Source organism: Catenuloplanes nepalensis (assembly GCF_030811575.1).
Taxonomy (GTDB): Bacteria; Actinomycetota; Actinomycetes; order Mycobacteriales; family Micromonosporaceae; genus Catenuloplanes; species Catenuloplanes nepalensis.
This window is the reverse complement of sequence record NZ_JAUSRA010000001.1, coordinates 8,022,015-8,039,926: the sequence shown is the minus strand read 5'-3', so window position 1 is coordinate 8,039,926 and position 17,912 is coordinate 8,022,015. Positions and strand designations below refer to the sequence as shown.

Below are 17,912 nucleotides of genomic sequence, written 5' to 3'. Positions count from 1 at the left end.
CCGGCGCGACGACCGCCGCCGCCGGTCTCGCGCCCGCCCGTGCCCGCTTTGCTCTGCTTACCAGAACGAATCGCCCGAATCGTTCAGTCGGCGACGGCACCAACCGGACGGCCGCGACAAGGTAAGCAGAGCAAAGCAGCGGCGAACCCGTACAAAACCGGCGGAATCTCTGTATGCCCGAATGTCGGACTCTGCGGGCCGTCGCGGCCCGGCTGAAGCGCGGCCCGGCTGAAGCGAAGGCACCGCTCATCGGGTTCTGTGCGCGCGGCCGGAACCCGATGGGTGACGGCGGAGCCGCGGGGGTCGAGAGCCACCCGGGAACCGGCTCCGACGCGGCGACCGGAGCGGCGACGGAGGCCGCCGCGGGTTTGCCCGCGGGCGCGACTCCGTTGCCCATTCGGCGGTGGCTCGCCGCGAAGGATCATTGACCGACACGAAAGAGAGGTCGACTTCGATATTCGACCTCTGTTTCGTGTCGGTCAATGATCCTTCGGGCATGAGTGGTCGCGACAGCACGACCACCACACCGGCTTCCGCTCGACGCCGTCCGAGCCATGGCGGAAATAATCCGAAATATCGGGCTGATGCCTCCGGTCTCCGGGCAGGGCTCGCGGCTTCCGATGCCGAATGGGCAACGGAGTCGGGAGCATGAGGGTTATTCAGCGCGCCGCGCCCCGACGGTGCTGGCCTGCGGCAACGCGGCGTGAGGTCGCCGCGCTGGATAAGCCTCCATGCGGGCTGTACCGCGCCGGAAGCGGGAAATCACTTTGTTTCGTATTTTTGGTGGTTCTAGTAATCCGCGTAGACGGCGAAGGCGCGGTCGGCGCAGCGGCGGTAGAAACGGGCCAGGACCGCGAGTTCGGAGAGCGGGAAGGCCCACTGCGGCGCGCCGCCGGACTCGTCGCGCAGCGAGTCCATCCGGGTGTCGAGCCAGCGCAACTGCTGGTCGGCGAGGCGGCTGTCGGCGATCGCGGTGCGCAGGACCTCGCCGACCGTGTCGAACGTGACCAGCTCGCCGAGCTTCTCGTGGCCGATGACGAACTTCTCCAGGCCGCCGGCGATCCAGGCGCAGCCGTCCGGGTCGATGACCGGGTCCTCGTCCTCATTCGCGGCCTCTGTGGCGTAAAGCACACCGTTGAGGCCGAGGAGCAGGTCGACGAGCTCGGTATAGGCCGTGGCGCGCACGGAGCCGGTCTCGGCGATGTGGCCGGCCAGCGCGGCCGTGGGGGAGGGCACCTCCAGTGCGTCCGCGAGCTGGGCGAAGTCCACGAACGCGGCGGGAGCCACCGGGTCGTAGAACCGGCCCGTGCGTGGCCACTGCACGGCGACGTTGTCAAGCCCCATCGGGGGTCACCTTCCCTTACCGCCTCGGACAGCATCGAACGTCTAGCGCCCCGCGCCGGGGCAGGTTACGCGACCGGACGGGCCGAGCGCGACCCCGGCGCACCCGGAGCGCCCCTGCGTGCTTCGTCACTCATTTCTTGCTTTCCCAGCGTGACGGACCGGCACGTATTTTCACGCGGACCGGGGCTTTCCTTACGATATGCGCCGCTCGGCTGGCCGCATCGTGGAGACCGGGGGCCGTGGGGGGATTCGAGATCGGGCGGTTCTCGCCGCTACGGAGGTCTCAGGTGCCCGGAAGGGGATGCCGTACCCGGAGAATGTCGTCGGGGCACAGTAGGATTGGAAGCGATCGGGACGTCGTGGACGAGCTGGCCGTGGAGACACACTCCGTAACCGGAATTTGACCGCAGCGTCTCACCGATCGCGATCCGCGGGCTTCCCGCGTCGACCGCACGGCCCCGGTGGCCGTGCGTCTCGCCGTGCGCCCGCCGAACCCGCGTCGTGCGTCCCTCCGGGACGTCCGGTGCGAGAAAGTGGCCGAGGGTGGCAGCGGAAGAAAAGCAGGAGTACAACTCCAATTCACTCACCGTGCTCGAGGGCCTTGAGGCCGTGCGGAAGCGACCGGGGATGTACATCGGGTCCACCGGTGAGCGTGGTCTGCACCACCTGGTGTGGGAGATCGTGGACAACGCGGTGGACGAGGCGCTGGCCGGCTTCTGCGACACGATCGACGTGACGCTGCTGGAAAACGGCGGCGTGCGCGTCGCGGACAACGGCCGGGGCATCCCCGTCGACATCCACCCGACGCAGAAGAAGCCGGGTGTCGAGGTCGCCTACACGGTGCTGCACGCCGGTGGAAAGTTCGACGGTAAGGCGTACGCGGTCTCCGGTGGTCTGCACGGTGTCGGCGCGGCCGTGGTCAACGCGCTCTCGACCCGGGTCTCGGTGGAGATCTTCAAGGCCGGCAAACGCTGGCGCCAGGACTTCAACGCGTCGAAGCCGGTCCCGATCGAGCAGCTCGGCGACACCGACCGGAGGGGCACCACGGTCTCGTTCTGGCCGGACCCGACGATCTTCGAGATCGTCGAGTTCGACTTCCAGACGATCTACCGCCGGCTCCAGGAGATGGCCTTCCTCAACAAGGGCCTGACCATCCACATCCTGGACGAGCGGCAGGCCGACGAGGAGGGCAACAAGCGCGAGGTGACCTTCTGCTACCGGGAGGGCATCGCCGACTTCGTCCGCCACCTCAACGCGACCAAGACGCCGATCCACAAATCCGTGGTCCAGTTCGAGGCCGATGGTGACGGCATCGCGGTCGAGATCGCGATGCAGTGGAACGAGTCGTACGGCGAGTCGGTCTACACGTTCGCCAACACGATCAATACGCACGAGGGCGGCACCCACGAGGAGGGCTTCCGCGCGGCGCTGACCACGCTGATCAACAAGTACGGCGCGGAGAAGAAGATCCTCAAGGGCGACGAGAAGCTCTCCGGTGAGGACATCCGCGAGGGCCTGGCCGCGATCATCTCGGTCAAGCTGGCCAACCCGCAGTTCGAGGGCCAGACCAAGACCAAGCTGGGCAACACCGAGGCCAAGAGCTTCGTGCAGAAGGTCTGCAACGAGTGGCTGGTCGACTGGCTGGACCGGAACCCGGCCGAGGCCCGGACGATCATCACGAAGGCGTCCCAGGCCGCTCGCGCCCGGATCGCCGCCGCGCAGGCGCGCAAGCTGGCCCGCCGCAAGTCGCTGCTGGAGTCGGGCTCGATGCCGGGCAAGCTGGCCGACTGCCAGTCGACGGACCCGCGCGAGTCCGAGGTGTTCATCGTCGAGGGTGACTCGGCCGGTGGCTCCGCGAAGCAGGGCCGCGACCCGCGCGTGCAGGCGATCCTGCCGATCCGCGGCAAGATCCTCAACGTGGAGAAGGCCCGGATCGACCGGGTGCTGAAGAACAACGAGGTCCAGGCGCTGATCACGGCGCTGGGCACCGGCATCCACGACGACTTCGACATCGAGAAGCTGCGGTACCACAAGGTGGTGCTGATGGCCGACGCGGACGTCGACGGCCAGCACATCCAGACGCTGCTGCTGACGCTGCTGTTCCGCTTCATGCGGCCGCTGGTCGAGCTGGGCCACGTCTACCTGGCCGCGCCACCGCTTTACAAGATCAAGTGGAACCGTAAGGGCGACGACGCACAGTACGCGTACTCCGACCGTGAGCGGGACGGCCTGATCGCGCTCCGCCAGGAGAAGAAGCCGAACGCGAAGCCGGACGACATCCAGCGGTTCAAGGGTCTCGGCGAGATGAACTACCCCGAGCTGTGGGAGACCACGATGAACCCGGCGACGAGGACGCTACGACAGGTGAGCCTCGACGATGCCGCAACCGCGGACAACCTTTTCAGCGTCTTGATGGGGGAGGACGTGGAAGCACGCCGTTCGTTCATCCAGCGCAACGCGAAGGACGTGCGCTTCCTGGACATCTAGCGGAGAGCGGCCCAGCCGCTCTCGCAGAGTTATCCACAGCTTCCGCGCTTTCCACAGCGGTTATCCACAGGGAAATGCCGCTTTTGACAGTAGTTAGGGTTAACTGTGACGGATACTCCCGAGTCCACGGGTAGCGAGCAGCCGGAGGAGCCTGCGGCCCCGGCCGCGGTGGACGCCGGCGGCCGGATCGAACCGGTCGGCCTCGAAGTAGAGATGCAGCGGTCGTACCTCGATTACGCGATGAGCGTCATCGTCGGCCGCGCGCTCCCGGACGTCCGCGATGGCCTCAAGCCGGTGCACCGCAAGATCCTCTACGCGATGTACGACTCCGGTTACCGGCCGGACCGCGGCTACGTGAAGTGCTCCCGCGTCGTCGGTGACGTGATGGGTCAGTTCCACCCGCACGGCGACTCGTCGATCTACGACGCGCTGGTCCGCATGGCGCAGAACTGGTCGCTGCGCTACCCGCTGGTCGACGGCAACGGCAACTTCGGCTCGCCGGGCAACGACCCCGCGGCCGCCATGCGGTACACCGAGTGCAAGCTCGACCCGCTGGCCATGGAGATGCTGCGGGACATCGACGAAGACACCGTCGACATGCAGGACAACTACGACGGCCGGGCCAAGGAGCCCACGATCCTGCCGTCGCGGATCCCGAATCTGCTGGTCAACGGCTCCGAGGGCATCGCGGTCGGCATGGCCACCAAGATCCCGCCGCACAACCTGCGGGAGATCGCCGCGGCCGTGCAGTGGTGTCTGGAGAACCCGGACGTCGACGAGGCCGAGACGCTGGAAGCGCTGCTCGGCATCGTGAAGGGCCCGGACTTCCCGACCAACGGCATGATCGTCGGCACTCAGGCGATCCAGGACGCGTACCGGACCGGCCGTGGTTCGATCCGGATGCGCGCGGTCGTCGAGGTCGAGGAGGACGCGAAGGGCCGCACCTCGCTGGTCGTCTCCGAGCTGCCCTACCAGGTCAACCCGGACAACCTGGCCGAGCGGATGGCCGACCTGATCAAGGAGGGCAAGCTCTCCGGGATCGCCGACATCCGGGACGAGTCCTCCGGCCGTACCGGCATGCGCCTCGTGGTCGTGTTGAAGCGCGACGCGATCGCCAAGGTCGTGCTGAACAACCTGTACAAGCACACGCAGCTGCAGGAGACGTTCGGCGCGAACATGCTGGCGCTGGTCGACGGCGTGCCGCGCACGCTGAACCTGGCGCAGTTCATCCGCTACTACGTCGACCACCAGATGGAGGTCATCCGCCGGCGGACCGCGTACCGCCTGCGCAAGGCCGAGGAGCGCGCGCACATCCTGCGCGGCCTGGTCAAGGCGCTGGACATGCTCGACGAGGTGATCGCCCTCATCCGGCGCTCGCCCACGGTCGAGGACTCGCGCCAGGGCCTGATGTCGCTGCTCGAGGTGGACGAGATCCAGGCCACCGCGATCCTCGACATGCAGCTGCGGCGCCTCGCCGCCCTGGAGCGTCAGAAGATCATCGACGAGCTCGCGAAGATCGAGATCGAGATCGCGGACCTCAGGGACATCCTGGCCAAGCCGGAGCGGCAGCGCACGATCATCTCCGAGGAGCTCGGCGAGACCGTGGCGAAGTGGGGCGACGAGCGTCGCACCCAGATCATCCCGTTCGACGGCGAGGTCTCGATGGAGGACCTCATCGCCCGCGAGGACGTGGTGGTGACGATCACCCGCACCGGGTACGCGAAGCGCACCAAGGTCGACCTCTACCGCTCGCAGAAGCGCGGCGGCAAGGGTGTGAGTGGTGCCACACTGCGCCAGGACGACATCGTCTCGCACTTCTTCGTGACCTCCACGCACTCGTGGATGCTCTTCTTCACGAACAAGGGCCGGGTCTACCGCGCCAAGGCCTACGAGCTGCCGGAAGCCAGCCGGACCGCGCGTGGCCAGCACGTGGCCAACCTGCTGGCGTTCCAGCCCGAGGAGCACATCGCCCAGGTGATCGTGATCCCTGGGTACGACATCGCGCCGTACCTCGTGCTCGCAACCAAGGAAGGCCTGGTCAAGAAGACCCGGCTGGGCGAGTTCGACTCCAACCGCAGCGGTGGCATCATCGCCATCAACCTGCGCGAGGAGGACGAGTTGGTCGGCGCGGCCCTGGCCGGACCGGAGGACCACCTTCTCCTTGTCTCGAAGAAGGCTCAGGCGATCCGCTTCGAGGCGACAGACGATACGCTGCGCCCGATGGGACGAGCGACCTCCGGTGTCATCGGCATGCGCTTCAGCGAGGACGACGAGCTGCTCGCGATGGAGGTCGTCCAGGAAGGCATGGACGTTTTGGTGGCCACCAACGGTGGGTACGCGAAGCGGACACCCATCGAGGAGTATCCGGTGCAGGGACGTGGGGGCAAGGGCGTGCTGACCGCCAAGATCACGGAACGGCGTGGTGGTCTGGTCGGTGCCGTTGTCATCGACCCGGATGATGAACTGTTCGCGATCACGAGCAACGGTGGCGTGATCCGGACTCCGGTGAAGCCTGTGCGTCGTACGCGGGACCGGAACACAATGGGGGTCAAGCTCATGGATCTCCCAGACGGCGTGACCATCGTGGCGATTGCTCGCAATGCCGACGAGCCTGACGAACAGGACTGATGAATGACGGAGACACAGGCGACGTCGGGAGCGGGGAGCTCGGCGACTCCGGGCGGCAAGGACTCCGCCGACGGTGACGCCAAGGCCAAGGGCCGCGCGGTCGTGGGCCGTGCGGTGGTCGGACCCTCCGACGCACCGTCCCCGAAGTTCACGCGCGCGCCGGGGATGAAGCCGCCGCCGGACGAGGCACCGGCCGGCTCCTCCCCGGCCGGGACCGCCAAGCCGGCCACCCCGGCCGTGGGAACGGAGAAGGACACCGTGAAGCCGGTCATCGTGCCGGCCGGCAAGCCTGCCACGGCGAGCTCGGCCGCGACGGCGTCCAAGACCGCGCCCCCCAAGCCCACCACCCCGCCGAAGGCCAGCCCGGCCGGCGGCAGCGGCAGCCCGTCCAGTCCGCCCGGCGAGCGGACCGAACGAATCCCGGCCGGTGCCGGCGCGGCGGCGAGCGGAACCACCACCACCGGCCTCAGCGGCCTCGGCAGCAAGGTCAGCGGTGCCGTGCGCGGCGTCGGCGCGGCCCGCGTCACGGACACGATCCGGGCCGCACGCAACGCGGTCGGCGGAGCCGCCGCACGCGGCCCCCGCCGGGCCCGGCTGAACGTCAAGCGGATCGACCCCTGGTCCGTGATGAAGTTCTCGTTCGCGGTCTCGCTGGTGCTGTTCATCGTGGTGATCGTGGCCACGTCCGTGCTCTACCTGGCGCTCGACGCGATGGGCGTGTTCCAGAGCGTCAACGAGACGCTGGCCGAGTTGGTCACCGCATCCGGCGGCGACAGCGGCGGCGCACCCTTCAAGATCACCGCTAAGGGCGTGATCGGCACCTCCGCGCTCATCGGCCTGGTCAACGTGGTGCTGTTCACCGCGCTGGCCACCCTCGGCGCGTTCATCTACAACGTCTGCGCCGACCTCGTCGGCGGCGTCGAGCTGACGCTCGCCGAGCGGGACTGATCCACCGGACCCGGCGGCCAGGAGAAAATCGCGTGCCTCGCCACGGCAGCCGCGCGACACTGAACCTGGCCGCCGGACCCCCGATTTGGGCGGTCCGGAGCAAGTGCGGTAATCTTTCCCGGTCGCACGGGGCTATAGCTCAGTCGGTTAGAGCGCAGAGCTGATAACTCTGAGGTCGCTGGTTCGATTCCAGCTAGCCCCACTTCCGATTCTCCCGGATCGCAGCGACACCCGGGTCGGCCGGCTCAAACAGCGAGGGGACAACCCCAATGTTTAAGAAGCTCCTGATCACAGCGGGTGTCGTCGGCGCGGCCGTCCTGATCGCACGAAAGATCAAGCAGTCGAGCGATGAGCGCGCGCTGTGGCACGAGGCCACCACCGCTCCCGACCTGCGGTAAGTAAGAACCCGGGGCCCTAGCTCAATTGGCAGAGCACCGCCTTTGCAAGGCGGGGGTTAGGAGTTCGATTCTCCTGGGCTCCACGAGCTTGGGGTGCCCCCTGTCCGCGGAAGGCGCGGACCGGGGGCGCTCGTCATTCTGCTCCGGGGGCCGAGCCCCCGGAGGCCCCACGATCTGGTGGTTGCGTTGCGTGGGCGGGGTGCGGGTTTGTTGTGGTTGATTCGGCTCGCTTCGCTCGCTTTATTACTGCCTTTGTGGGTACGTGTGTGTCTTCCTTCGGTCGGCAGCCTTAGATCGTGACTGGACGAGTGGCTGCGGGGTAGGGCTTGGGGCGACTGCCGAGGCCGCTTCTCGGCCCGGCTCGCTTTTCCGCCGAGGCCGCTTCCCAGCCCGCTCGCTTTTTCGCCGAACCGGCTCGGACCCGCCTGCAGCCCTGCCCGGTCGGCTTGCTGGGCGAGACCGTCGTGATGCCAGCCTGGCTCTTTCCGAACGCGCTGGCCGCTGCTGTGCGCCGGCCGCGCTGCTGGGGCTGTGTTGTTGAGGTGGCGATCGGGCGTCTGCAGCCCGAAATATCGGGATATCTCCCTCCGCTAGCACGCTCCTGTGTTAGCGCATCGTTCCCGTTTTGCCCTAAGTAATCAATCAGTGGCACAAGAGAGCGATCAACTTCGATAAGCGATCTCTTTTCGTACCACTGATTGATCACTCAAGGTCTGGGTCCGGCGTGGCCGGCGTCGTCCGGCGTGGCAAACTGCATTGTCGGCCGGCTTTAGTGCGAAATTTCCGGACTCCCGGTCTTCGCCTCCTTCGCCGCTGGCCTTGCCTGGCCCGTTCGCGCCGGAGCGGGAGTCTGCATGGACTGATTTCCACGTTCGGCGGGCCACGCATACGCGTCGTGGATCGTTGCCGGCAGTGCGCAGACATATGCGCAGGCTGTGTGCGTGTGGGGCGAGCGCGTGGTGAGGGTGGTCGGGTGGGGGAACCGGGAGAGAGATGGTTGGGGGAATGAGGGGTAGTGGGTAGGGTGGCAGATATCCCATTAAGGAGATGGGATTAACGGAGTAGGAGTCGCCATGGGGATGCCCGACTTCCTGATCGCGGGGGTGCCGAAGGCCGGTACGACGGCTCTGCACGCGGCGCTGGCCAACCATCCGGGGCTCTACCTGTCGCGGGTGAAGGAGCCGAAGTTCTTCCTGTCGGACGGGCCGCCGCCGCGGCATGGCGGTCCGGGGGACGTGCAGACCTATCAGGAGCACGTGTGGCGCCGGGCTGACTACGAGAACCTGTTCGCGGCGGCGCCGGCGGGAGCGCTGACCGGCGAGGCGACACCGTTCTACCTGCACGATCTGGAGGCACAGCGGCGGATCCGGAAGCTGGCGCCGGATGTGCGGATCATCCTGCTGCTGCGCGACCCGGTCGACCGGGCACATTCGAACTGGCAGCACCTGTGGACCGCCGGTCTCGAGCCGGAGGCGGACTTCGTGGCCGCGATGCGGCGTGAGCCGGAGCGGGTCGCGGCAGGCTGGGCCGCGTTCTGGCACTACGCGGGCCTCGGGCGGTACGGGAGCCAGGTGCGGCACCTGTTCGAGCTGTTCGACCGCGAGCAGGTGCTGATCCTCCGTTATCGGGATCTCCGCGAGACGCCGGCCGAGGCGCTGGACAGGGTGTGCGCGTTCCTGGGCGTGGAGACCGGGGTGATCGACGTGGTGCCGCAGGCGAACGTCAACTTCTCGGTCGCGGACACGCCGGTCAACGGCGCGCTGCGCTACCTGCTGCGGACCGGCGGGCGGATCGGCCATCACTATCCGGTGTGGTTGCGGAAGGCGTTCCGCGGCCCGTTGCTGACCGCGCTGCACCGGGAGCGTGGGCGCCGGCCGCGCCTGACCGTGGAGCAGCGGGCGGCGGTGCTGCCCGGGTTCGTCGAGGAGATTCGGCTGCTGGAGGAGGTCACCGGCGTGTCGTACGACGATTGGACGCAGTTGACCACCCATACCGCACAAATCGTCAAGTAAGGAGACAGCGTGACCACGCCGACGACGACGTTTCCCCTGCCGCGGTGGCACGAGGGCACGACCGTGATCGCGCCCCCGGAGGGACGGACCGGTGCTTGGGCCGGTGCTCCCAGCGCCGTGCGCGACGGCGACACGATCTACCTGGCCTACCGGCTTCGTAAGCCGATCGGGGAGGGGCGCGGCTTCGTCAACGTGATCGCCCGGTCCGACGACGGCATCGACTTCAGCACGGTCGCTGAGCTGCACCGGGACGCGTTCGGCGGCGAGTCGCTGGAGCGGCCCGCGCTGGTCCGTACGCCGGACGGCCGGTGGCGCGTGTATGTCAGCGTGGCCACGCCGGGCACCAAGCACTGGCGCGTCGACCTGCTGGAGGCGGACACGCCGGAGGGTCTGGCCACGGCGCCCGCGGTCACGGTGCTGCCCGGCGACGACACGGTCGGCGTGAAGGATCCGGTGGTGCTGTTCCACGACGGCGGTTGGCACCTCTGGGCGTCCTGCCACCCGCTGGAGACGGACGAGCACGCCGACCGGATGGCGACCTGGTACGCGAGTAGCCCGGACGGCGTGACCTGGACCTGGCGCGGCACCGCGCTGACCGGCCGGCCCGGCGAGTGGGACGCGCGCGGCGTCCGGGTGGCCGCGGTGCTCGCGGACGGCGACGAGCTGACCGTCGCCTACGACGGCCGGGCCACCGCGCAGGAGAACTGGGAGGAGCGCACCGGCATCGCGCGCGGCACGTTCGGCCGGCTGATCGCGGACGGGGTCGACCCGATCGAGTCGCCGCACGCGCCGCACGGTCTGCGCTACCTGAGCGTGGTTCCGCTGGACGGTGGTCGCAGCCGGATCTACTACGAGGGGACCAGGCCGGACGGCGCGCACGAGCTGCGCACCGAGCTGGTCTGACACGATGGCTCGGTGATGGGAAACCTGAAGACCGAGCCGGCGCTCGACCGGCCGGACCTGCTGGCCGCGCCGGTCGAGGCCGCCCTCAGAAGCTGGGATCGCCCGGGCGTCGAGGTCGCCCCGATCGACGCCGGGCTGGCCGACACGGCCGCGTTCTGCGCGGAGTACGGCGTGCCTCTCGACGAGTCCGCGAACTGCGTGATCGTCGCCGGCAAGCGCGAGGGCGTCACTCGGTACGCGGCCTGTCTGCTGCTGGCCACCACGCGCGCGGACGTGAACGGCGTGGTCCGCAAGCACCTGAACGTCCGCAAGCTCAGCTTCGCGCGGATGGACGAGGCCGTGGCGCTGACCGGCATGGAGTACGGCGGCATCACGCCGATCGGGCTGCCGCCGGAGTGGCCGATCCTGGTCGACCCGCGCGTGCGTGAGGCGGCCTCAGTAGTGATCGGTTCCGGCGTCCGGCACGGCAAGCTCCAGCTCCCGGGCGCGCTCGCGGCCGAGCTGCCCGGGGCGGAGGTCGTCGAGGGCCTGGCCCACGCGCTGCCGTGACGACCGTTTCACGTGAAACATGGACATGAAACGGAAGCTTTAAGATCACGAAGCCGCGGTGACCTGCCGCTTCAGCCGAGCCAGGATCGCGTGGCCGCCGCGCACCCGGAGCGGGCTGATCACCTCGGCCAGCCCCATCCGCACGTAGAGGTCGTCCGGCACGGCCAGCACCTCGGACGCGGTCGCGCCGGCCAGGCCCTCCGCGAGGATGCCAGCGAACGCGCGGGTGGTCGGCGCCTCCGGCGGCGCGTCGAAGAAGACGGTCACCACGCCGTCCGCCCCGACCTCCGCGTGCAGGAAGAACGCGGTCTGACACTCCGGCACCTGCTCCATGCCCTCGTGGGCCATGGTCGGCGGCAACGGCGGGACCGCGTCGGAGAACTCCAGCAGCATCTCCAGCACCACGTCCCGCGGTGCGGAGGCCAGCTCGTCGACGATCTCGGCCAGCTTCGGCGGCATCTCAGGCATGATCACAAACTACTCACCAGATCGCCGCGCGCCACCACGTCCAGCGGCCGCGCGGCGTCGTGTCCGCGGCGTGGCCCAGGCGCCGCCTGGCCGCACGTCGCAAAAGCCCACATACAACACCGGTATGCGACTTCCGCGCACACCCAGACAACACCTGGACCTCGGCCTCGACTCGACGAGATCCGCCAAACACGCCCTGGTGCACCGGCTGTCACCATGACCGTCCGCCTACCCGCCGGACGGGAGCCTCAATCGCGGGTCAGGAGGCCGACGACGTCGGAGATCGCGACCTCGGAACGCTCGTCCGTGGCGCGCACACGCAGCTCCACGACCCCGTCCGCGGCACCGCGGCCGACCACGACCGAGTGTGGTGCGCCGATCAGGTCCGCGTCCGCGAACCGCACGCCGGTGGACACCTTGGCCGGCCGGTCGTCGAGCAGCACCCGCAGGCCCGCGGCCACCAGCGTTGAGGCCAGCTCAGTAGCGATCTCCAGCTGGGCGCCCTTGCCGGCCGGGATCACCTGCACGTCGAACGGCGCGACCGACTTCGGCCACACCAGGCCGCGCTCGTCGCAGTGCTGCTCCGCGATCGCCGCGACCGCGCGGGAGACACCCACGCCGTACGACCCCATGGTGATCCGGATCGGCTTGCCGTCCTGGCCGAGCGCGTCCAGCCCGAACGCGTCGGCGAACCGGCGGCCGAGCTGGAAGATGTGCCCGATCTCCATGCCCCGGCGGATCTCCAGCGTGCCGTCCGCGCAGTTCGGGCACGGGTCACCGGCCCGCACCTCGACCGCCTCGATGGTGCCGTCCGGCGTGAAGTCCCGCCCGGAGACCACGTTCGTCGCGTGCCTGCCCGGCTCGTTCGCGCCGGTCAGCCACGCACTGCCGGCCGTCACGCGCGGGTCGACCAGGTAGCGGGCGTCGAGCTTCTGCGGGCCGATGTAGCCGCGCACCAGGTCGGGCCGGGCCGCGAAGTCGTCGAACATGGCGACCGCGGCGGGGTGCAGCTGCGCCTCGACCCGCTTCAGGTCCACCTCCCGGTCGCCGGGTACGCCGATGACCAGCAGCTCCTTCTCGGCCACGCCGGGCCGGCTCAGCTCCACGACCACGTTCTTCAGCGTGTCGGCGGCGGTCCAGTCGGTGCGCCCGGCCAGCCCGCGCGCGTTGGCCAGGTCGACCAGCGACTGGATGGTCGGGGTCTCCGGGGTGTCGTGCACCTCGGCCGCGGGGTGCTCAACTGAGCCGGCCGCAACAGCCGGCGTGGTGACCGCCTCGGTGTTGGCCGCGTAGGAGCAGGCGGTGCAGCCGACGAACGTGTCCTCGCCGACCTCGGCCGCGGCCAGGAACTCCTCGGAACCGGAGCCGCCCATCGCGCCGGACTGCGCCGACACGATCGTGAAGTCAAGACCCAGACGTTCGAAGATCCGCTGGTACGCGACGCGGTGCTTCGCGTAGGACTCCTCCAGACCGGAGTCCGTCAGGTCGAACGAGTACGCGTCCTTCATCAGGAACTCGCGTCCGCGCAGCAGCCCGGCCCGCGGCCGCGCCTCGTCCCGGAACTTCGTCTGGATCTGGTAGAGGATCACCGGGAAGTCGCGGTACGACCCGAACAGGTCCTGCACGAGAAGCGTGAACATCTCCTCGTGCGTCGGCGCCAGCAGGTATTCAGCGCCGCGCCGGTCCTTGAGCCGGAAGATGTCGTCGCCGTACGCGGTCCACCGGCCGCTCCTCTCGTACGCCTCGCGTGGCAGCAGCGCCGGGAAGTGCACCTCCTGCCCGCCGATCGCCCGCATCTCCTCGTGCACGATCGCCGCGACCCGGTCCAGCACCATCTTGCCCAGCGGCAGCCAGGTGTACCCGCCCGGCGCGGCACGCCGGACGTAACCGGCGCGGACCAGCAGCCGGTGGCTCGGAACCTCGGCCTCGGCGGGGTCCTCGCGGAGTGTGCGCAGGAACAGGGTCGACATGCGAAGCAGCATGCGAGAAGGGTACGGCGCACAGCGCGGGCAACCATTCCCGGGCAGACTCGCGTCTGGGCTGACATGACCCCCTCAGCTGCCGTCAGGAGGACGCCGGTGGCCGACCCGCCGTCACCGGGCTTCGACGACTTCGTCCGAGGCCGCACCCCCGCGTTGCTGCGCGCGGCCTACCTGCTCACCGGCGATCAGCACCTCGCCGAGGACCTCGTGCAGTCCGCGCTGGCCCGGACGCACCGCGCGTGGCGGCGGCTGGACCGGGTCGGCAACGCGGAGGCGTACACCCGGAAGACCATGTATCACCTGCAGGTCTCCTGGTGGCGGCGGCGCCGGGTGGCCGAGGTGCCGCTCGGTGACCTGCCGGAGCGCACGGGCACGGCCGGTGCCGATCCCGCGCTGCGGATGACGCTGCGCGCCGCGCTGCTGACGCTGCCGCCCCGGCAGCGCGCGGTGATCGTGCTGCGGTTCTTCGAGGACCGCACCGAGGCCGAGACCGCGCACCTGCTCGGCGTCACGGTCGGCACCGTGAAGAGCCAGACCGCGAAGGCGCTGGCCAAGCTGCGCACCGTGACCGACCTCGACGGGAGCCCGGCATGAACCTCGACGATCTCCGTGCCGGCCTGGCCGAGCTGGCCGAGGAGTCGCAGCCGACCGATCTGCGCGACCGTGCGGTCGCCACCTCCCGCCGGATCGGCCGCACCCGGCTCGCGCTGGTCGCGGCCGCGACCGTGCTGGCCGTCGCGGCCGCGTCGGCCGTGGTGGCGCTGGGGCGCGATGACGACCGGGCGTTACCGACACCGGTGGCGACGCTGCCGGCGGGTGCGACATCCGCGATCTACACCGCCAATCTCGGGGGCTTCGGGAACCTGGCGGTCTGGAACGGCAGCGGCGTACGGACGCTCTACTACCGCGACTACCCGTTCGGCCGGTACGCCGGCGACCAGTTCCGGGAATCGCTGACCGTCTCGCCGGACGGAACCTACCTGTCCTGGCTCTCGAACGCCGGCGTGCACCTGAGCCGGGTCGGCGACAACGACATGGTCGTGCTGAACCGGCAGGACGGGGACTTCCGGGTCAGCGCAGGTTGTACCGTGCCGGAGTGGACGTCCGACTCCACCCGGCTGTTGATAACGTCGTGGGAACCCGAGTCGAACATCGTGGAGGCCGGCTGGTTCGCGGTCGACGGGGGAGCGTTCACGGTGCGCGACGACGACGATGAGCTCCGCTACGCCTGCGACGTGCACACCAACGGCGACTGGCTGGCCTACACCGTGAGTCCGAGACTCGGCACCTTCGAGACGCACGTCCGGAACCTGCGCACCGGCGAGACCAGGATGATTCCGGACCTGTCCGAGAACCGGCTGGACTTCGAGATCAGCAGCGTCTCGCCGGACGGCGAGCGGATCACCGCCCGCCTGATCGACAACGCCTCCGACCGGCACCTCGCACCGCCACGCACGCTGCAGGCCAACCATGTGATCGACACCCGGACCGGCCAAACCCTGCCGTTTCCGCTCGCCCCGGGCCGGGTCGCCGCGCAGCAGCTGTACTACACGCCGGGCGGCGACCTGGTGGCACGCTTCGTCGAGGCGGACCGGTCCTGGCTCGCGGTCTACGCGCCGGACGGCCGGCTGCTCGGCGAGGCCGACGAGCCCGCGGAGGTACGCGAGTCGGTGCTCCTACGCGTGGTGATGCCCTGACGGGCGGAAACACAACAACACACAAACCCCGCGCCGGTACGTACCCGCGCGGGGTTTGTTGTTTTGAAACTCACCTGCCGGGGCCCTACCGGCGAGTAATGCGAGTCGGCAAAATGCCTGGAGGATGCAACTACCTAGTGGGGGACAGGGTATGCGCTGGCGTAGTTTCGTGGCCGTCGGGGACAGCTTCTCCGAGGGCATGGACGATCCCTATCCGGACGGCACCTTCCGTGGCTGGGCCGACCTGGTCGCCACCCGGCTCGCCGCCGAGGCCGGACCGGACTTCCGCTACGCGAACCTGGCGATCCGCGGCCGGCTGCTCCCGTCGGTGATCGCCGACCAGTTGCCGATCGCGCTGGAGATGCGCCCGGACCTGGTCAGCTTCGCGGCCGGCGGCAACGACATCCTGCGGCCCAAGTGCGACCCGGTCACGGTCTGCGACAGCTTTCACGACTCGGTCGCCCGCGTCCGCGCGACCGGCGCGGACGCGATCGTCTTCCGGTTCGCGGACATCACGCTGCGTCTGCCCGGCCAGCGCATGGTCGGCCCGCGGGTCGCCTACATGAACGCGCGCGTCGGTGAGACCGCGGCGGAGACCGGCGCCCGCCTGGTCGACCTGTTCGCCGACGACGAGTTCCGCAACCCGCTGCTGTGGAGCGTCGACCGGCTGCACCTGTCCGAGATCGGGCACCGGCGCACCGCCGCGCACGTGCTGAACGCGCTCGGCGTCGCCGTGGACGAGGACTGGATGCTGGTCCCGCCGCACCCGGCGCCGACGCCGTGGCTGCTCGCCCGCGGCGCCGACCTGCGCTGGGCCGGCCGCTACCTGGCGCCGTGGGTGCGCCGGCGGCTGACCGGCCGGTCCTCCGGCGACCTGATCACCGCGAAACGACCGTCGCTGGCACCGATCGTCCGGGAGGACGCGTAACTTAGGGGCCATGCCCGCATCCACGGATCCCGCACCGCACCTGCAGGACTACGCGCATCCCGAGCGCCTGGTGACCACCGAGTGGCTGGCGGAGCACCTGCACGATCCCGGCCTGATCGTGGTCGAGTCGGACGAGGACGTGCTGCTCTACGACACCGGTCACATCCCGGGCGCGGTGAAGGTCGACTGGCACACCGAGCTGAACGACGCGGTCACCCGGGACTACCTGACCGCGGAGCGGTTCGCGGAGCTGTGCGCGGCGAAGGGCATCGGGCGCGACGACACGATCGTGTTCTACGGCGACAATTTCAACTGGTGGGCGGCGTACGCGCTCTGGGTCTTCACGCTCTTCGGCCACGCGGACGTGCGCCTGCTCGACGGCGGCCGGCAGAAGTGGGCCGCGGAGGGCCGTGAGCTGACCCGCGACCGCACCGCGCGCCCACGCGCGGACTACCCGGTGCCGGTCCGCGACGACGCGCCGATCCGCGCGTTCCGCGAGGAGGTCGAGTCGCACGCGAGCGCCGGGAAGCCGCTGGTCGACGTGCGATCGCCGGGGGAATACAGCGGCGAGCTGACGCACATGCCGGACTATCCGCAGGAGGGCGCGCTGCGCGGCGGGCACATCCCGGGCGCGGTCAACCGGCCGTGGAAGCAGGCGGCCCGCGAGGACGGCACGTTCAAGCCGGCCGGTGAGCTGCGGGAGATCTACGCGGACGTCACCGGGCCGGACGACGTGATCGCGTACTGCCGGATCGGTGAGCGGTCCAGCCACACCTGGTTCGTGCTGCGGCACCTGCTCGGCCTGCCGGCCGTGCGCAACTACGACGGCTCGTGGACCGAGTGGGGCAATCTGGTCCGCGCGCCCATCGTGAAGGGCCCGGATCCTCGTTGAGCGTCTGGCGTGAGTGGGGTCACGTCGTTCTGATCGCGTTCGCGCTGGTCCCGGTGGCGGCCCTGGTCGCCGCCGGGCTGGCCGCGCTGCGCGTGCGACGCGGCGTGCCGCGGGCGGTCGCGTGGCGGCACAGCGCGGCCGAGATCGGCATGCTGGCGACCACCGCTCCCTGGGTGTGGATGATCCTCACCCCGCTGGACGCGCCCGGCCAGGTCTTCCTGATCCCGTTCACCGATCTGCCGAACCAGGCCGCGGAAGGGCTCGGCTTCCTCGGCTACCAGGTGGCCGGCAACCTGCTGGTCTTCGCGGGGCTGGGTGCGCTCGCGCCGGTCCGCTGGCCCGCGCTGCGCGGCGTCGGCCGGATCCTGCTGCTCGGCGCCGCCGCTTCCGCCACCGTCGAGACGCTGCAGTACGCCCTGGCCCTCGGCCGCGTTGCCTCGATCGACGACGTCCTGGTCAACGCCACCGGCGCCGCCCTGGCAGCGCTCCTGTCCCGCCCCTGGTGGCGCGGTCCTGGTCAACGCCACCAGCCCCGCCCTGGCGCTTCTGTCCCGCCCCTGGCGGAAACCCCGACCCGCGCGTGAGGGCGCCCGAGAGCGCCCGAGCCGGAGGAGCGAAGCGGCGACCATGACCACAGTGATCACGCTCCCATTGCTTGAACGATCGTTCAGCCTTT

General features: G+C 69.5%; 15 protein-coding genes and 2 tRNA genes. 14 read left to right on the top strand and 3 right to left on the bottom strand.

Annotation, left to right across the window (positions count from 1 at the left end):
• Window positions 1–789: 789 nt before the first annotated feature.
• Complete coding sequence (locus J2S43_RS34830; RefSeq protein ID WP_306836425.1) at window positions 790–1,344, bottom strand: hypothetical protein; 555 nt, start codon at window positions 1,342–1,344, stop codon at window positions 790–792.
• Window positions 1,345–1,887: 543 nt separating this feature from the next.
• Here J2S43_RS34830 and gyrB point away from each other — a divergent pair.
• From gyrB to J2S43_RS34785, 9 genes are all read left to right on the top strand, one after another.
• Window positions 1,888–3,831 carry a DNA topoisomerase (ATP-hydrolyzing) subunit B gene (gyrB, locus tag J2S43_RS34825; protein ID WP_306836423.1) on the top strand — a complete coding sequence of 648 codons (1,944 nt, stop codon included), beginning with the start codon at window positions 1,888–1,890 and terminating at the stop codon, window positions 3,829–3,831.
• A 105-nt stretch (window positions 3,832–3,936) separates the two neighbouring features.
• Window positions 3,937–6,459, top strand: coding sequence for a DNA gyrase subunit A (gyrA, locus tag J2S43_RS34820; RefSeq protein WP_306836421.1), 2,523 nt, complete (start codon window positions 3,937–3,939; stop codon window positions 6,457–6,459).
• A 3-nt stretch (window positions 6,460–6,462) separates the two neighbouring features.
• Window positions 6,463–7,407, top strand: a complete 945-nt coding sequence (locus tag J2S43_RS34815) for a DUF3566 domain-containing protein (protein ID WP_306836419.1) — start codon at window positions 6,463–6,465, stop codon at window positions 7,405–7,407.
• 128 nt (window positions 7,408–7,535) lie between these two features.
• Window positions 7,536–7,609: transfer RNA gene (locus J2S43_RS34810), tRNA-Ile, on the top strand.
• Between the two features lie 67 nt (window positions 7,610–7,676).
• The gene (locus J2S43_RS34805; RefSeq protein ID WP_306836417.1) at window positions 7,677–7,805 is read left to right on the top strand and encodes a DLW-39 family protein; all 129 of its coding nucleotides are present in this window, start codon (window positions 7,677–7,679) and stop codon (window positions 7,803–7,805) included.
• Between the two features lie 10 nt (window positions 7,806–7,815).
• Window positions 7,816–7,888, top strand: a tRNA-Ala gene (locus J2S43_RS34800).
• 990 nt (window positions 7,889–8,878) lie between these two features.
• Window positions 8,879–9,817 (top strand): sulfotransferase family protein, encoded by a 939-nt coding sequence (locus J2S43_RS34795; protein ID WP_306836415.1) that lies wholly within the window; start codon window positions 8,879–8,881, stop codon window positions 9,815–9,817.
• Window positions 9,818–9,826: 9 nt separating this feature from the next.
• A complete protein-coding gene (locus J2S43_RS34790) occupies window positions 9,827–10,720 on the top strand; it encodes a glycoside hydrolase family protein (RefSeq protein WP_306836413.1) in 894 nt (297 codons plus the stop codon).
• A gap of 15 nt (window positions 10,721–10,735) precedes the next feature.
• The gene (locus J2S43_RS34785) at window positions 10,736–11,269 is read left to right on the top strand and encodes a YbaK/EbsC family protein (RefSeq protein ID WP_306839659.1); all 534 of its coding nucleotides are present in this window, start codon (window positions 10,736–10,738) and stop codon (window positions 11,267–11,269) included.
• A gap of 45 nt (window positions 11,270–11,314) precedes the next feature.
• Here J2S43_RS34785 and J2S43_RS34780 read toward each other — a convergent pair whose 3' ends face one another.
• Both J2S43_RS34780 and J2S43_RS34775 read right to left on the bottom strand, forming a co-directional pair.
• A complete protein-coding gene (locus J2S43_RS34780) occupies window positions 11,315–11,737 on the bottom strand; it encodes a SufE family protein (RefSeq protein WP_306836411.1) in 423 nt (140 codons plus the stop codon).
• A 248-nt stretch (window positions 11,738–11,985) separates the two neighbouring features.
• The gene (locus J2S43_RS34775; protein WP_306836409.1) at window positions 11,986–13,719 is read right to left on the bottom strand and encodes a proline--tRNA ligase; all 1,734 of its coding nucleotides are present in this window, start codon (window positions 13,717–13,719) and stop codon (window positions 11,986–11,988) included.
• Window positions 13,720–13,782: 63 nt separating this feature from the next.
• On the opposite strand from J2S43_RS34775, the gene J2S43_RS34770 reads away from it, so the two are divergent.
• From J2S43_RS34770 to J2S43_RS34750, 5 genes are all read left to right on the top strand, one after another.
• Window positions 13,783–14,313: a SigE family RNA polymerase sigma factor gene (locus tag J2S43_RS34770; protein ID WP_370881695.1), complete on the top strand. Its 531-nt coding sequence runs from the start codon at window positions 13,783–13,785 to the stop codon at window positions 14,311–14,313.
• On the top strand, window positions 14,310–15,416 hold the full coding sequence (locus J2S43_RS34765) for a TolB-like translocation protein (protein WP_306836404.1): 1,107 nt from the start codon (window positions 14,310–14,312) through the stop codon (window positions 15,414–15,416). The genes J2S43_RS34770 and J2S43_RS34765 overlap by 4 nt, the downstream gene beginning before the upstream one ends.
• Window positions 15,417–15,567: 151 nt before the next feature.
• The gene (locus J2S43_RS34760) at window positions 15,568–16,344 is read left to right on the top strand and encodes an SGNH/GDSL hydrolase family protein (protein ID WP_306836402.1); all 777 of its coding nucleotides are present in this window, start codon (window positions 15,568–15,570) and stop codon (window positions 16,342–16,344) included.
• 10 nt (window positions 16,345–16,354) lie between these two features.
• Complete coding sequence (locus J2S43_RS34755) at window positions 16,355–17,236, top strand: sulfurtransferase (RefSeq protein ID WP_306836400.1); 882 nt, start codon at window positions 16,355–16,357, stop codon at window positions 17,234–17,236.
• Window positions 17,233–17,820, top strand: coding sequence for a VanZ family protein (locus J2S43_RS34750; protein ID WP_306836398.1), 588 nt, complete (start codon window positions 17,233–17,235; stop codon window positions 17,818–17,820). The genes J2S43_RS34755 and J2S43_RS34750 overlap by 4 nt, the downstream gene beginning before the upstream one ends.
• Window positions 17,821–17,912 lie beyond the last annotated feature (92 nt).

Coding starts and splice junctions, on each gene's coding strand:
- J2S43_RS34830 (WP_306836425.1), bottom strand. CDS start 1,344: ATGGGGCTTGACAACGTCGCCGTGCAGTGGCCACGCACGGGCCGGTTC.
- J2S43_RS34815 (WP_306836419.1), top strand. CDS start 6,463: ATGACGGAGACACAGGCGACGTCGGGAGCGGGGAGCTCGGCGACTCCG.
- J2S43_RS34805 (WP_306836417.1), top strand. CDS start 7,677: ATGTTTAAGAAGCTCCTGATCACAGCGGGTGTCGTCGGCGCGGCCGTC.
- J2S43_RS34795 (WP_306836415.1), top strand. CDS start 8,879: ATGGGGATGCCCGACTTCCTGATCGCGGGGGTGCCGAAGGCCGGTACG.
- J2S43_RS34785 (WP_306839659.1), top strand. CDS start 10,736: ATGGGAAACCTGAAGACCGAGCCGGCGCTCGACCGGCCGGACCTGCTG.
- J2S43_RS34780 (WP_306836411.1), bottom strand. CDS start 11,737: ATGCCTGAGATGCCGCCGAAGCTGGCCGAGATCGTCGACGAGCTGGCC.
- J2S43_RS34775 (WP_306836409.1), bottom strand. CDS start 13,719: ATGCTGCTTCGCATGTCGACCCTGTTCCTGCGCACACTCCGCGAGGAC.
- J2S43_RS34770 (WP_370881695.1), top strand. CDS start 13,783: ATGACCCCCTCAGCTGCCGTCAGGAGGACGCCGGTGGCCGACCCGCCG.
- J2S43_RS34765 (WP_306836404.1), top strand. CDS start 14,310: ATGAACCTCGACGATCTCCGTGCCGGCCTGGCCGAGCTGGCCGAGGAG.
- J2S43_RS34760 (WP_306836402.1), top strand. CDS start 15,568: ATGCGCTGGCGTAGTTTCGTGGCCGTCGGGGACAGCTTCTCCGAGGGC.
- J2S43_RS34755 (WP_306836400.1), top strand. CDS start 16,355: ATGCCCGCATCCACGGATCCCGCACCGCACCTGCAGGACTACGCGCAT.